The organism is Chitinophaga sp. 01L420 (assembly GCF_056399985.1).
In genome coordinates this window covers 24877-39294 of sequence record NZ_JBFTSK010000017.1, presented here as the reverse complement: position 1 = coordinate 39294, position 14418 = coordinate 24877, and the positions used below count along the sequence as shown (strand labels likewise).

Annotated in this window: 12 protein-coding genes; 10 read left to right on the top strand and 2 right to left on the bottom strand. The window is 43.9% G+C overall.

What is annotated here, in order from left to right:
• Window positions 1-92: 92 nt before the first annotated feature.
• Window positions 93-476: a winged helix-turn-helix transcriptional regulator gene (locus AC1DP6_RS17825; RefSeq protein WP_477056049.1), complete on the top strand. Its 384-nt coding sequence runs from the start codon at window positions 93-95 to the stop codon at window positions 474-476.
• Window positions 477-502: 26 nt separating this feature from the next.
• Here AC1DP6_RS17825 and AC1DP6_RS17820 read toward each other — a convergent pair whose 3' ends face one another.
• Window positions 503-1429 (bottom strand): NADP-dependent oxidoreductase, encoded by a 927-nt coding sequence (locus AC1DP6_RS17820; protein ID WP_477056048.1) that lies wholly within the window; start codon window positions 1427-1429, stop codon window positions 503-505.
• A gap of 150 nt (window positions 1430-1579) precedes the next feature.
• Between AC1DP6_RS17820 and AC1DP6_RS17815 the strand changes: the two genes are divergently transcribed.
• The 4 genes from AC1DP6_RS17815 (at window position 1580) to AC1DP6_RS17800 (ending at window position 6329) form a co-directional block, all read left to right on the top strand.
• On the top strand, window positions 1580-2911 hold the full coding sequence (locus tag AC1DP6_RS17815; protein ID WP_477056047.1) for a DEAD/DEAH box helicase: 1332 nt from the start codon (window positions 1580-1582) through the stop codon (window positions 2909-2911).
• Window positions 2912-3635: 724 nt separating this feature from the next.
• Complete coding sequence (locus tag AC1DP6_RS17810; protein WP_441576968.1) at window positions 3636-4193, top strand: RNA polymerase sigma factor; 558 nt, start codon at window positions 3636-3638, stop codon at window positions 4191-4193.
• 66 nt (window positions 4194-4259) lie between these two features.
• The gene (locus AC1DP6_RS17805) at window positions 4260-5321 is read left to right on the top strand and encodes a FecR family protein (RefSeq protein WP_477056046.1); all 1062 of its coding nucleotides are present in this window, start codon (window positions 4260-4262) and stop codon (window positions 5319-5321) included.
• Window positions 5322-5345: 24 nt separating this feature from the next.
• Complete coding sequence (locus AC1DP6_RS17800) at window positions 5346-6329, top strand: hypothetical protein (protein ID WP_477056045.1); 984 nt, start codon at window positions 5346-5348, stop codon at window positions 6327-6329.
• Window positions 6330-6425: 96 nt separating this feature from the next.
• Here the strand turns inward: AC1DP6_RS17800 and AC1DP6_RS17795 are convergent, their stop codons facing one another.
• Window positions 6426-7313, bottom strand: a complete 888-nt coding sequence (locus AC1DP6_RS17795; RefSeq protein WP_477056044.1) for a LysR substrate-binding domain-containing protein — start codon at window positions 7311-7313, stop codon at window positions 6426-6428.
• A gap of 117 nt (window positions 7314-7430) precedes the next feature.
• Between AC1DP6_RS17795 and AC1DP6_RS17790 the strand changes: the two genes are divergently transcribed.
• The 5 genes from AC1DP6_RS17790 (at window position 7431) to AC1DP6_RS17770 (ending at window position 14404) form a co-directional block, all read left to right on the top strand.
• Window positions 7431-8672 carry an MFS transporter gene (locus AC1DP6_RS17790; RefSeq protein ID WP_477056043.1) on the top strand — a complete coding sequence of 414 codons (1242 nt, stop codon included), beginning with the start codon at window positions 7431-7433 and terminating at the stop codon, window positions 8670-8672.
• A 456-nt stretch (window positions 8673-9128) separates the two neighbouring features.
• On the top strand, window positions 9129-11453 hold the full coding sequence (locus AC1DP6_RS17785; protein WP_477056042.1) for an outer membrane beta-barrel protein: 2325 nt from the start codon (window positions 9129-9131) through the stop codon (window positions 11451-11453).
• Window positions 11454-11666: 213 nt separating this feature from the next.
• Entirely contained in the window at window positions 11667-11906 is a 240-nt protein-coding gene (locus tag AC1DP6_RS17780) for a hypothetical protein (protein WP_477056041.1), read from the top strand.
• Between the two features lie 99 nt (window positions 11907-12005).
• The gene (locus AC1DP6_RS17775; protein WP_477056040.1) at window positions 12006-13346 is read left to right on the top strand and encodes a radical SAM protein; all 1341 of its coding nucleotides are present in this window, start codon (window positions 12006-12008) and stop codon (window positions 13344-13346) included.
• A 53-nt stretch (window positions 13347-13399) separates the two neighbouring features.
• The gene (locus AC1DP6_RS17770; RefSeq protein ID WP_477056039.1) at window positions 13400-14404 is read left to right on the top strand and encodes a hypothetical protein; all 1005 of its coding nucleotides are present in this window, start codon (window positions 13400-13402) and stop codon (window positions 14402-14404) included.
• The last annotated feature ends 14 nt before the right edge of the window (window positions 14405-14418 follow it).

Here is a 14418-nt window from a genome sequence, read left to right as displayed (position 1 = left end):
GATCCAGCTGCAAAGTTAATATATTTGCTATCAAAAAGTAACCAGTTTCCTTTAAGTAAGTGCTTTACAAGAGGTAACCAACCTATATGCAGATGAAAACAGAAGAATTAACGATCAATTGTGGTAAAGAAGTGGAAGGGAACAGCCACAGCGACTGCCATAAAGTGATTATGCCGGTCAGGGATGCACTGGATGTGATCAGTGGTAAGTGGAAGCTACCTATTATCATTGCGGTGTCCAGGGGGCATAAACGTTTCCGGGATATTGAACGCAGCATTCCTAAAATCACGTCTAAAGTATTGTCTAAAGAGCTGAAAGACCTGGAAACACATAAGCTGGTGAAGCGTACGGTATACGATACACAACCCGTATCCGTAGAATATACCCTGACGCCCTACGCCGCTACGTTAGACAGCGTTATCATTGCCTTACAGAAGTGGGGCATCCAACACAGAAAAAAGATATTGGGGAAATAGCACCTACACCGGTATGCGCTTTTTTTCTATTCTTCCGAAATTTTCAATACAATTTTTCCTTTTCCAGGGCCGCCGTTTTTGCTGAACTCCTGCGCTGCAGCGGCCTGGGATAATGGCTGGAACACGCGGCGGACATATGGTTTGATCAGGTCTCTTTCCAGCATTTTATGCACTTCTTTCATGGCCGCCAGTGTTTTAGTACCACCCCATACGGCGCGGATACCGGCAGCAGTCACCTTTTCGGGGTCAGGCATCTGAACAATACAAAGTAACAGTCCTCCGGGTTTCAGCACTCCCATGGAGCGTTCTGTGGTATCTCCTCCTACTGTATCAAACACGATATCTACTGAGTGTACCTGCGTTTCAAAAGGCGCGGCTTTGTAGTCGATCACTTCGTCGGCACCTAATGCGGTCACAAAAGCGATATTCTCTGCGCTGGCGGTTGCGATCACATAGGCCCCGGCGTTATAGGCCAGTTGTACTGCGAAATGGCCCACTCCACCTGCGCCGGCATGAATCAGGATCCGTTGTCCCTTTGTCAGTCGTGCCACATCGAACAATGCGCCCCAGGCTGTTTTAGCGCCGCCCATGGCTGCTGCCTCCTCAAAGGAAAGATGTGTGGGTTTACGAAACAACAGTTCTGCCGGGGAAATAGCATAGGCAGCATAGGAACCATCCACAGCGCCATAAACTTCATCTCCTATTTTCTTACCAAATACACCTTCACCAACAGCAGTAACTACTCCGGATGCTTCCACACCGGGTATATAGGGCAGCGGATGCTGCATTAATCCTTCTCTTAATTTCCAGTCGATGGGATTTACCCCACTGGCTACCACCTTGATCAACACCTGGTCTTTTGCAGGCACTGGTACCGGTACCTCTTCCAGTTTCAACTGTTCCGGGCCTCCATAGGCATGTACACAAATGGCTGGTATGTGGAGGTTTTTCATAGATTTTTTGATGCTAAAATAAGCTTTTAGCCTATAGCTTTTAGCTTTTAGCAAATGCAGCGGAGATCAACATATGGCAAGCTAAAAGCTAAAGGCTAAAAGCCAAAAGCTAAAAAAAGCTATCTTTGCCGTTCATATTATAGCAGTATCATGACTTTTGGTGATTTAAACCTCAATACTCCTTTATTAAATGCGTTAGATGAATTAGGCTATAAAAGACCTACGACTATACAGCAGCGTGCATTTTCTGTGATCATGTCCGGCAAGGATGTGTGCGGAATTGCGCAAACCGGAACAGGTAAAACATTTGCTTACCTGTTACCAACCCTTCGTCAGTTTAAGTTTTCGAAAGAGAAATACCCCTCTGTGCTGATTATTGTACCTACCAGAGAACTGGTAGTACAGGTGGTGGAAGCGGTGAAGAAACTTACCACGTACATGAATGTATCTGTACTGGGTGTGTATGGCGGGGTAAATATGAATCCCCAGATGGAAGCCGTACAGGATAAACTGGATATACTGGTGGCCACACCCGGACGCCTGTACGATATTATCCTCAGTGGCGCACTGAAAGTAAAATCTGTAAAGCGCCTCATCATCGATGAAGTAGATGAAATGCTGAACCTGGGCTTCCGTACACAGTTAAGGAACATCATGGACCTGTTGCCTCCGAAAAGGCAAAACCTGATGTTTTCCGCTACCATTACGGAAGATGTAGAGAAAATGATTCAAACGCATTTCGACAATCCACTGCGGATTGAAGCGGCACCTACCGGTACTCCCCTGGAGAATATTGACCAGATTGTGTACAAGGTACCTAACTTCTATACCAAAGTAAACCTGCTGGAGCTGCTGATTACAGACGATCAGACGATGACCAAAACCCTCATCTTCGCGGCAACCAAGCAGTTAGCCGATGACCTGCATGAACAGCTGGAGAAAGAATTTCCCGGCAAGGTAGGTATCATTCACTCCAATAAAGAACAGAATCATCGTTTCAATACCGTTCGCAAATTCCAGGCAAATGAATACCGTTTCCTGATTGCTACCGATATCATTGCCCGTGGGCTTGATATTGCCGAGGTCACCCATGTCATTAACTTTGACACGCCGGAAGTACCCGAAAACTATATACATCGTATAGGCAGAACCGGTAGAGCTGATAAAAAAGGTATTTCTATTCTCTTTACCAAAGACGCAGAAGCAGAAAACTTGTCGCGGATAGAAAGCCTGATGAATTACGTGATTCCTGAACAACCTTTACCAGAGGATTTAACTATTTCTGATGTGTTGACGGAAGATGAAAAACCGAAGATACATATGCGTAATGTACTGGTGAAAGCACCTAAGCGGGAAGATGTAGGCCCTGCTTTCCACGAAAAGCTGGCCAAAAACAGGAAAACCAACAAGAAGGTGACGCATAAAGAAAAGATGATGTTGAAATATGGCAAGCCTAAAAAGCGTGGTGCCAAAAAGAAATAGCTAAAGGCTGAAAGCAAAAAGCCATTGTGTACGAGATATAAGCGAATGATTTACGCTTTATGCTACTACACAATGGCTTTTTGTTTTCAGCTATTTCTGTAACATCTCCTGTTACACATACCCTGCGCTCTCAGCCGGGCAACTCAGGGCATCCGGCACATGATAGTTAGCCTTTCATTATGTAGATGCTGTCGATCCTTTGCCTAGCACCCGCCAGGTACCTATAGAAGCACTGTAGCAGAGGTGGACTTGATGCGGGGATGCTTAGCACCCGCCAGGTACCTATAAAAGCTCTGCAGCAGAGGTGGACTTGATGCGGAGATGCCTAGCACCCGCCAGGTACCTATAAAAGCACTGCAGCAGAGGTGGACTTGATGCGGAGATGCCTAGCACCCGCTATGTACCTATAAAAGCTCTGCAGCAGAGGTGGACTTGATGCGGGGATGACTTCCCGATGTATAGCCCCGATGAAATGGACTCATTTGTTAATAGAATAACAATTCATTAACAAACTTCGTTGGTAAATAAAAATCCGTCGCGCCAATTGCATCGAATATAAACATGTGCATGTAAGTGTATCGAAAAAACAAACTGTCTTTCAGAAGGTCATTTTCAGTGCTTTATGTGAATTTGACTGACAGTTACCATTAAATAACCGCGTAATAACACCCTTGAAACAACAGCAACCAGATACCGGGTTTGCCATTATCAACTAAATCCCAGCATGAGTGCATCTATCAACGATATTGAATTGCTTGCACAACTGAAGACGGGCAGTCTTCCGGCTTTCCAGTATTTTTACAGTGCCTACCGTCAGTGGCTGTACGTAACTGCTGTGTCTATACTGAAAAACGAAACGGAGGCCCAGGAGCTGGTACAGGATCTTTTTATTGATTTCTGGCAAAAAGACCTGAGTGCGCGGATAGACCTGAGTACCACCAATTCTCTGAAAAATTTCTTATTTGTCAGCATCCGCAACCGCTGTCTGAATAAAATAGCTAAGGATGCCACGCGAAGCAAAAGATTAAAAGACATCATTCTGCCTGAAACCTACACATATCCACAAAGCAGGTTAGAAAACAACGAACTGAAGGAACAGCTGGAAACCGCCATCAGCCAGCTGCCGGAGCGCCAATCAATCGCCTTCAGGCTGGCTTACCAGGAGCACAAAACACGCAAAGAAATTGCGGCCTTCATGGACACCAGTGAAGAAACTGTGAAAAAACAAGTCGCCACCGCGCTGAAAACTTTACGGGCATCTTTAAAAAAAATCCTTTTTTAATACCCCGGCCAATTAAATAAACGGTTAATAGTGTACATGAACAGCGCAGACGAAATATACAGGCTAATGACTGAAAAGCTTGCGGGAATAATTTCCGCAGCAGATGATCAATTGTTGGAGGATCTAATCGAAGAAGATGCTGCAGTACGGGAGAAATGGGAACAACTTTCTATGATCCCCATACCTCCACCACCGGCCCCCTGGCTGGAGGTGATCGATTTTAAACCGAAGAAATCCCTGCGCCGCGTACTCGTGACATGGTCAGCAGCAGCGGCCGTACTGGCACTGGTGGCGCTGACAGCCTGGAAATGGGACTCTATATTCCCCCGTAAACAAGCCCAGGCAGCGATCCTTATTCCGGATGTACTATTGGAAATAGCCGGTCAGCCTACCGTCAATCTTACAAAATCTACCGGCAATATTAACGTTGGCGGCAAACAAATTATTAACAAGGATAATACGCTCTTTCTTAATACTGGTGAAGAATTACCGGCAGGTATGAATTCACTGATCGTGCCGCAGGGTAAGAGCTATGAAGTAGCCCTCCCGGATGGCTCCGTAGTTACGCTCAATGCTTCCACCCGGATGGACTTCCCTTTTAGCTTTAAAGGCAACAGGGAAATCACGCTCAACGGGGAAGCCTATCTTAAAATAGCCAAACAGGCAGGTAAACCTTTCCTGGTACACCTTCCCAATAGTACTGTAGAAGTATTGGGTACTACCTTTAATGTGAACAGCTACGATAGCAGTGTGGTAAAAGTATCCCTGGTAGATGGTAAAGTAAGAATGAAAGCCGGCAAAAAGACCGTTATGATGAAACCCGGACAACAAGCCATCTTCCATAAGGAAAACGCCACTATCGATACACAACCGTTTAACGCCACCGTTGAACTGGGCTGGCAGAAGGGACTTTATTGTTTCTCAGACACACGAATGGATGAAATATGTAACGTTATTTTCCGCTGGTACGGCGTCCACGCATCCCTGGACAATCCGGCAATCGCCAGCAGACCCTTTACCGGCTTATTGGACAAGAAAACGCCCATCAGTTTTCTCCTGGAAGGGATAAAAGCCACTACCGGAACTGATTATTATTTTACCGCAGACAGCACACTGCATTTCAAATAATAGGCAACACAAAGGCAAGTAACCATGAAGCAACCAGAAAACAAGTACCTCCTGATTGACAGGAATGACCGCGTCTACACCACCTACGAGTGCATTCCCAGCTACCTCCAGTCCCAGCTGATCCCTTATGCCAAATGTTATACAGATATTGATGATAACGGCATTATTATAGATCAGCAACTGCAGATGGACGAGCTTAGTATCTATTACCACCTGATACATCTGAAAGAAGGGGTGGAACTTACAACGGTGCCTCCATCCAAATACCTGCTACCAGCCACCGTATCCGGTTTTGCTGACAACAATATGCCCGTTTCCATGAAAATGCGGCTCAGCAAAAAAGCAGGTGATACTTTCAACCCCGCCTCGGACGATGGGACGGTGGTTACCGAGAGAGAGTTTATCATGAACTTCCACGTAAACCTCAACATTCACCACCTGACAGCTTTGAAAGAAGAATTTCCCGTCTTTAGCATCATTAACAAAGTAGGTGTAAAAGAAGCGTTAAACCCTTCCAACAGGCTCCCATTCCGGCTGAATGAGGTGAACTACCAGGTGATGAACCGGATACTGAACTGTAAGCTGATTGGCAAAGCTGCCGATATCTTCTTCCGGCGCAGTGCCATTGACTTCTACAGTACTTACCTGCGCTACCTGGCTCCCATAGCTCCGGTTATGCTGAAGGAAAGTCACCAGCAACAACTCCGGGAAATTACCCATTATATTATTCAGCACCCCGCGGAAGCCGGCAGTGTAGAACATCTCTGCAGCAAATTCGGGGTAGTGCCTGAGTTCCTGGACAGACCCTTTGAACAGGAATACCATATTCCGGTGAACGTGCTGATACAACAGGAAAACATGGCGCTGGCGTTTAAAATGATCACTGAAACGAATCATACCCTCACGTATATTTCCACCTTCACCAAACATAACAGTTGGGAAGAACTGACGGAGGAATTTGAACAATATTATAAATGTAACATCGCGGATTTGCGAAAAGCACAATAACCCCTACTTGTGGTCACCCGGCGGCGGCACTATGCCGCTGCTGAGTGCCATTTGAAATCTGTTGTTCCGGTCACGCCTGCCGGAAAATATTTACAGCTACTTCCCTTCTACGGGTAATCCTTTTAATAATTCCTGAATAAACAGATCTGCAGCTTTTTTATGATAGGTTTCTTTCTGCCAGATAATATAAGCACGACGTTGTAACTCCCTGCCCTCAATAGGAATGCCCACCAGGTTTTTCCAGCCCAACAATGCCCGCTCGTTCAGTAACGTGGCCCAATGTCCCTTTTCTACCAGCGACAATATAGAGTGTACATCATTCATTTCAATTCTTACAGCCGGTTGAATTTTATTCCGCTCCAGCACTTCATCCACGGAGTCGCGGGCGCTGAAGCCCCGGGAGGCAAAGATCAGGTCCATGCCTGTCAGACTTTGCAGGTTGATCTTTTTCATTCCTGCCAGCTTGTGCTTTTTCGATACGGCGACTACAATTTTGGAGCGAAACAATTCCTTTGTCTCCAGATCTTTATAAAAGGCTTCCTGGTGAAAAGCCAGTACCAGGTCCAGTTCCGAGGCCCGTAGTTTACTTTCCAGCAACTCCGTGGTACCATATTCAATATATATTTTGATACCGGGATACTTTACCGGGAAGGTAGTCAGTGCGGGCAACAGGAAAGAAGTAAAAGCATACGTAACGCCTATACGTAAATCCCCGCTCAGCATATTTTGCAGGTCCTGAATAGCTTGTCGCCCTTTCTCTACGTCCAGTAATATTTGCCGGGCATGCAGCAGAAATACGCCACCGGCTTCCGTGAGGTGTACATGTTTGCCAATCCGGTCGAACAACAACATGCCCAGCTCATTTTCCAGTTGCTTGATCTGCTGTGATAAAGTCGACTGCGTAATATACAGCGCCGCTGCGGCGGCTGTGAAATGCGCTGTTTCGGCGGCCTTAACAAAATACATCAGTTGGCGTCGCTCCATATATCAATCGTTTTTACCAATGAATATCATTAAAACAATCTATTTATCAAATATATCGATCTTCCCGAAATTTGCATCAGATTATAAATGGCCTACTGCCTCAAATATGTTAATCAGATGGATGTTTTTCGTGCTTTAAATTCCCGGAATTTCCGGCTCTTCTTCTACGGACAATCAATTTCACTTATAGGTACCTGGATGCAGAAAACAGCGGTATGCTGGCTCGTATACCGCCTCACTAATTCGGCCGTGTTGCTGGGAGTAGTGAGCTTTGTAAGTCTTATTCCCTCCCTGCTGCTGTCGCCGTATGCGGGTAGTTATATAGACCGTCATAACCGTTACCGCATACTCATGATCACGCAGATCATTTCGATGTTGCAGGCAGGCGCTTTGGCGTTGATGATCCTGTTACGTAACTACAATATCCCCGGGATCATTTTTCTTTCGCTTGTACAGGGCGTGATCAATGCCTTCGATGTCACCTGCCGTCAGTCGCTGATGGTAGAGATGGTGGAGAAAAGAGAAGACCTCCCCAATGCCATCGCTCTGAATTCTACCATGGCAAACTTTGCGCGTATTGCGGGTCCGGCGCTGGCAGGGATTATACTCAGTACTTTTGGTGAGGATATCTGTTTTGTCAGCAACTTTCTGAGTTATACACCTGTACTGATTTCGTTGTGGATGATGAAAATTGTATTGCCTCCCGTCATTAAATCCGACAGGAGTATATGGGCGGAGCTGAAGGAAGGCTTTCATTATATTTCGGGAGATAAAGACCTGGCCTCCCTCCTGCTAATGCTAAGTGCCAGCAGTTTATTCGTCATTCCTTTTAATACCCTGATGCCGGTATTTGCAAAAGATATTTTCAACGGAGATGCTAAAACATTCAGTTGGTTTGAAAGTGCCGCCGGACTGGGATCTATTGTGTCCGCCATCTACATGGCCAAACTAAAGCCCAATAAAGACCTGGTGAAGATCCTGATTACCGCCAGCCTGGTATTTTCGTTGAGTGTGTTGTTGCTGGCCTTTTCCGGCTGGTTGCCACTGGCATTGTTATTCATGATGCTTTCCGGCGTGGGCATGATGGCACAAACGGCGTCTATCAATACCTACATTCAAACACATGCTATCCCATCAATGCGGGCCAGGGCTATCAGTTATTATATCATGGCGTTCCAGGGTATTATCCCGGTGGGTAGTTTGCTTACCGGATTGCTGGCTCACTTTATTGGTCCCCGGTTAACCGTATTCGTAGCTGGTTTGGCAGGCGCCATTGCTACTGTGATCTTTGTGAACTACCGTAAAAAAATACGCACCACGCCGTATGAAATACCAAATGGTGCGAAAATAGCAGCGTGATTGTTCCTGCCTGTTCGTTTTGTACCTCTTCCAGCTTATCTAAAAAGATAATGTTATTATTATATATATAAAATACATAAATAAGTATGTCTACGCATTATTTATGGCACGTAATTCTACTTATTTATTATCTTGATATAGATTTCATGAATAATTCCAATGGAAATAATTAATTTCATCACGGAATGAACCCGACCCAATTATCCAACCCTATTTTATGTATTTCTCATTGTTAGCCATTCTACGATTTAAGGTGATTACATATATCCTTGCTCCTCTCCTTACCCAGGACAGGAAAACTGACATTAAATACCATACAATAGTCATATCCCTTTGAAAACAGATGATATGACGAATAAACCCTGTTATACCACAACAGTACGAACTATCTGTTTATTTTTTCTTTTATCGGTCTATTGTACAACAGTATTAGCGCAACATACGCTTCAAGGGGTAATGTCCGATAGTTCGCATCATCTGTTGTCCGATATACCTGTTCAACTTGTGTCCGTTGATAGTGCCAGGCAGTACAATGCCGTCACTGATAAACTGGGAAAGTTTACTTTTAATAACCTCACCCGACAGAGTTATCAACTGAAAATAAATAGCGTAAATTATCAGCTTGCCGGCAAGCTGATAATCCCTTTGCAACGGGATACTTTCATTACCGTAAATCTTTCGGATCCCACCAGGACATTAAAAGAAGTAACCGTCACGTCAAGCCGGCCCGTTTTTAAAAAAGAGATTGACCGGTTTGTTTTTAATGTTCAAAACACCAGCCTCGTTGCAGGAAATAATATTTGGGGTGTTTTAACACAGACCCCCATGGTGAATGCACAGGAATCGGGCACCTTATCCCTGCTGGGGACACAAGGCGTTTCTGTATATATCAATAACCGGAAAAGCGTTTTAAGCGGGAAAGACCTGCAGCAATACCTGAGTAGTATACCGTCCGACAACATTCAACAGATTGAGGTGTTTACCATGCCACCCAGTAAATACGAAGCAGGGAACCCGGGAGGGATCATAAATATTGTGCTCAAAAAAAATGAAACGGAAGGGTTGAATGGATCGGTTGGCATTACAGATAACCAGGCTACCTATAATTCACAAAGCGGAAATATAGCCCTGAACTATCGTAGTAAAAAGTATGGCCAGCAGTTGACCGTAAACAGTGGCTCCCGCAAAGGGTATTATTATAGCGACAATGACATTACCTATACCGGTAAACAAAAAGAACTAATCCATAACCAGACAATAAAGAAACCCGAAAATTATGTTGGCTTCTCAACATCTGCAGATTATACCCTCAGCCCGAAATCCATTATAGGTGCAGTGGCAGAGTACAGAACAGCCCATGCTAATGATTATAACAGTGGATATAATATTATTAATTACATTGATAGTGGTCAGAAGGAAGAGCAGTATTATAATGAGAACCCGGAAAGGAGAAATACCAATTACTTATCCTTCAACCTTAACTACCAGTTTACTGATACTAAAAGGAAACAGGAACTAATGATCAGTGCTGACTACTTCAATTATCAGAACGATCAGCTTGCACGATTTCTATCCTATAACAGGAGCAATCCTGATAGCGTTCATAACGGATATCGTAACGCTACTTCGCAGCATATCCGTAACTATGCTGTCAAGGCGGACTACACAAAGACGCTTGCCAGTAATATTAAATTGGAGACTGGCGTACGTTTTTCACGGACGCAAACAAATAATGACCTCCTCTCAGATAATTATGTAACCGGAGAATGGATCATCAATACAAACCGATCCAATAAGTTCAGGTACAAAGAAAGTATAGCAGCTGCTTATGTTTCTTTGTACAGGAAATTTAATGATCATGTAGAAGTAAAGGTTGGAGGAAGAATAGAAGAGACATCATTGGAAACAGCACAAATAACATCAAAACAAACCAGCTCCCGCCAATACTTTAATTTCTTCCCCACAGCCTACCTCAATTATACCATCAATGATAAAAATGTACTCTCGTTTGCTGTGAGAAGTGATATCCGGCGCCCCTCCTACTCGCAGCTGAACCCTTTCATAAATATCATCAGTGATAAATACCTGGTGAAAGGGAATCCGGAGCTAAGGCCGTCCAACAGCATGATTGCAGAGATCACTTATACGCTCAATAAGGACTATATTTTCATAGCACGATATACCAGGGAGAATCACCTTTTTGAACAAATAGCTATTGTAATTCCACCCGACACCACTTTATTGGACAGATTTAACTATGGCAATTCTGATGAATGGGGCCTGACAAGTATCATCAATAAATCGCTGATGAAAAACAGATGGAAAATCACGTTRACCAATTCTTTTTCCCTCTTTAAACAAAGCGTTGATGTACCGCAGGTCATGAGCAATACCAGGAATTTCCTATATATGTGTAACCTGTCACAGCAATTCAGCAATGTCTTTAACAGTAAAATTGATGTTTCATTTAACGGCAGCTACCTGAGTAAGATAGTGAGCGCCAACAGTGAAATTACAGGATTCGGAGAGGTGGGTATCGGCCTTTTACGAAAGATACCCGCCTGGAATACACAGCTTTCCTTATATGCAGGAGATATATTTAACACGCAACGATTAAAACACTTTTATAGCATAAATGATTTCTCTGTATCCGATATGACTGGATTCAGCGATACACGATTTATAAGAATTACAATAACCCAAAAGATAGGAAGCAACAAAATAAAAGCTGTAAAAAGAAAAAGTACCAGTAACGGAGAAGAAGCCAATAGAGTTCAATAGCATTCCGGCGTTAACCCAACGATAGACAGGCATATGAAGTAACCCCAGGCATCGTCGTAAAGTACCTGCCTGCAATGCATAGCAAAGTTATTACCTGGTAACAAAGAAATATATTCCGGATATATAAAAACCGGTTGATTGCAACACCCGGTGCATCTGAATGGCATACAGATGTAAATCGCTATGCCTGTTATTTTTCCTTAAACTCAATTTATGAAAAATTCAAAACTCAAAGCGCTGATGCTTCGGCAGAATATTGCGCTGGAACAACAAAAAGAAAACCAGGATGATTTTCTGATCATCAATGAAGAAAGCACGTTTCACCTGCAGGGTGGTAACGCTGCCGGCCCATGTATAGATCAGGTAGAATCTGATGGCACCTGCGCTGGCAATACCTGCGGGACCTATAAGAGTAGTTGCGACTGTACTGATAATGGCTGTAAAATTTATTAGTCATCTGTACCAGGAATGATTACATCATCTCCAGGCAATACCGCCCCGTAAGGCAGTATTGTTCTTTAATGATCCGTTTTTTCACATAAAATATTTATTATGAAATTTAAATTATCCAGGTATGTATACGTGAGCCAGGATGCTGATATAATGCCTGATCACTCACTCGTATATGTTACCAGAACAGGTGTTGCCATTGAGTTGCCAAACACTCATGTGGCATTGCTTCAATCAGGCGAATATGAGCAACTTTCCATAGATCTGCAGAAAAAACTGATACGCAACGAAGTGCTGGTTCCTGAAGGAGAAGATGAATTGAAGAGTATTCTTGAATATAATAAAACAGAAGTGAAGGATCGTAAAACACTTAGTTACACCATCCAACCTTCCGCCAATTGCCAGTTAGGTTGTCATTACTGCGGACAAAGCCATACCAAACATGTGATGAATGAAACAGTGGCTGACCTTATGATCAGCAGGATTGAAGAAAAAATTATTTCCAAAGGAAAGGACATCAGTATACTGTATATTACCTGGTATGGCGGAGAACCCATCACAGGGCTGAGCAGCATTGAATACAACTCGCAAAGGCTCATGCAACTGGCAGCTGTACACAACCTGCGATATGAAGCGGAAATTATCACCAACGCGCTGGCACTGAAGCAGGACCTCTTTGAAAAACTGGTAACGCAATATAAAATAATGGACTACCAGATTACCATAGACGGGACCGCCGATTTTCACGATAAACGCAGGATGCTGAAAAATGGTACTGCCTCTTTTGAGATCATCTTCAGTAATGTGGTGGCCATAGCCTTGTCTGATTTCTTTGCCACATCCGGTGCGCGCATTAATATCCGTTGCAATGTTGACGCAGAGAATAAAGAGAATGTATTTGAACTGCTGGAGCAGATGAAAGCAGCTGGTATACTGGGTAAGGTTGGTTTTTATATCTCAGCGGTACATGACTGGGGGGATAACGGAGCCAGCAAAGTACATGGTATTAGCAAGGAAGACTTTGCACAGTTCGAGATAGAAGTCTTTATGAAGCTGCAGGAATACGAAGCACTCAATCCCGGTAACCTGATACCTCAACGCAGTACCTATACCTGTATGGTAGTTGATGAATCCGCAGAAGTGTTCGATGCGCATGGCAACATTTCAACCTGTTGGGATGTACCCTATACTACCTCCTATTTTAATACACCCTACGTATCAGGAAATCTTCGGCAGGTCGAAAAAGTAGACACCAGCAATGCTATTATGAGACATTGGTACGATGAAATCCCTACCAACGACACCTGGTGCAAGAAATGTACTTTTCTTCCTGTTTGTGGCGGCTCTTGCCCAAAGGAGTGGAATTTTGGTACCCCTGCATGCCCATCATTTAAATTCAATATCGATGAGCGGTTGTTTTTGAGAAAAATGCTAACCCAATAAACCGATGGATACATTTATTATTTCAATTATTCCTCACCTCCATACAACGATATATGAACAACTACGAAATGAATAATGCGATTGATAACTTCCTGTATCAGTTTGGTTCAATAGAAGCCATTGACGCGCCTTCCGGCAAAAGTGCCACCTATCATATTTATAATAAGCTGGAAGAAGCCTACAGCGAAGAACTGAGTAATGATGAAATCAGGAAGATGTTTTATCATTTCTATTGTTATGAAACATGCCTGCAACACCTGAAGAAAAGGGAACTGCATACATCTGAGATGCTGTTTGGAAAAATTGTTGCACTTGACCGGAATTTTGACAGTCGCATAAAAGCGGGGATGGAACTAATCTTCTGGGCGATGTCGGCCTACCGGCAACATGTACAGGGCAACCTGGATGCGGCTCTTCAGGAACTTGACACAGCCATACAGCATTGTGAAGAACAGGCTAAGCTATTTCCTATGATAGTATCCTCTATACAGGAACAATGGTTGAACAGGTTGCGGGTGCAGTTCCGGAAAAAAGACCTGGAAGCTGCACGTATAGAAGCAGAAAGCCTGTTCTGTTTCACCTTCACAGGGACGTGGAAACCAGGAAAGGAATATATAACAGCCGCTTTGCTTGCTCTGCAACCGGACGATCAGCGTACAATGCTCTGGCATATCTTCCGTCAGCTGCTGATGGAACTGCAGCGTCCCGGTGTTTTCAGCAGCAGTCAGCAGGACACATTTATGCGCCTGTTATGTGCTTCCATTTACGAGAATATAGCGGTGCCGGCTATTAACAAGGATGGCTTTGATATAGTGATGCTATTACATACTTATTATCATGGAAGCCCTGTTGAATTTATCGGGATGCTCAACGACTGCTTTGACTCATTCAGACAAGCTGCCAAGAACGTACAAAAGCTGGTCATCCGTTGTTTTCTGGATTTACTGTTACAGTATGAATACGATATTACAAAACATAACAACTATGAAATGTTCTGTAACACCCTGGAGAAAAAACTGGGCGTAAACCCCACTGCTATTACGGCGCCTATCGTTTAAACTACTGCATGATT

Bases quoted from the DNA above. Each gene is read 5' to 3' on its own strand.
- AC1DP6_RS17825 (WP_477056049.1), top strand. From the start codon at position 93: ATGAAAACAGAAGAATTAACGATCAATTGTGGTAAAGAAGTGGAAGGG.
- AC1DP6_RS17820 (WP_477056048.1), bottom strand. From the start codon at position 1,429: ATGAAAAACCTCCACATACCAGCCATTTGTGTACATGCCTATGGAGGC.
- AC1DP6_RS17815 (WP_477056047.1), top strand. From the start codon at position 1,580: ATGACTTTTGGTGATTTAAACCTCAATACTCCTTTATTAAATGCGTTA.
- AC1DP6_RS17810 (WP_441576968.1), top strand. From the start codon at position 3,636: ATGAGTGCATCTATCAACGATATTGAATTGCTTGCACAACTGAAGACG.
- AC1DP6_RS17805 (WP_477056046.1), top strand. From the start codon at position 4,260: ATGACTGAAAAGCTTGCGGGAATAATTTCCGCAGCAGATGATCAATTG.
- AC1DP6_RS17800 (WP_477056045.1), top strand. From the start codon at position 5,346: ATGAAGCAACCAGAAAACAAGTACCTCCTGATTGACAGGAATGACCGC.
- AC1DP6_RS17795 (WP_477056044.1), bottom strand. From the start codon at position 7,313: ATGGAGCGACGCCAACTGATGTATTTTGTTAAGGCCGCCGAAACAGCG.
- AC1DP6_RS17790 (WP_477056043.1), top strand. From the start codon at position 7,431: ATGGATGTTTTTCGTGCTTTAAATTCCCGGAATTTCCGGCTCTTCTTC.
- AC1DP6_RS17780 (WP_477056041.1), top strand. From the start codon at position 11,667: ATGAAAAATTCAAAACTCAAAGCGCTGATGCTTCGGCAGAATATTGCG.
- AC1DP6_RS17775 (WP_477056040.1), top strand. From the start codon at position 12,006: ATGAAATTTAAATTATCCAGGTATGTATACGTGAGCCAGGATGCTGAT.
- AC1DP6_RS17770 (WP_477056039.1), top strand. From the start codon at position 13,400: ATGAACAACTACGAAATGAATAATGCGATTGATAACTTCCTGTATCAG.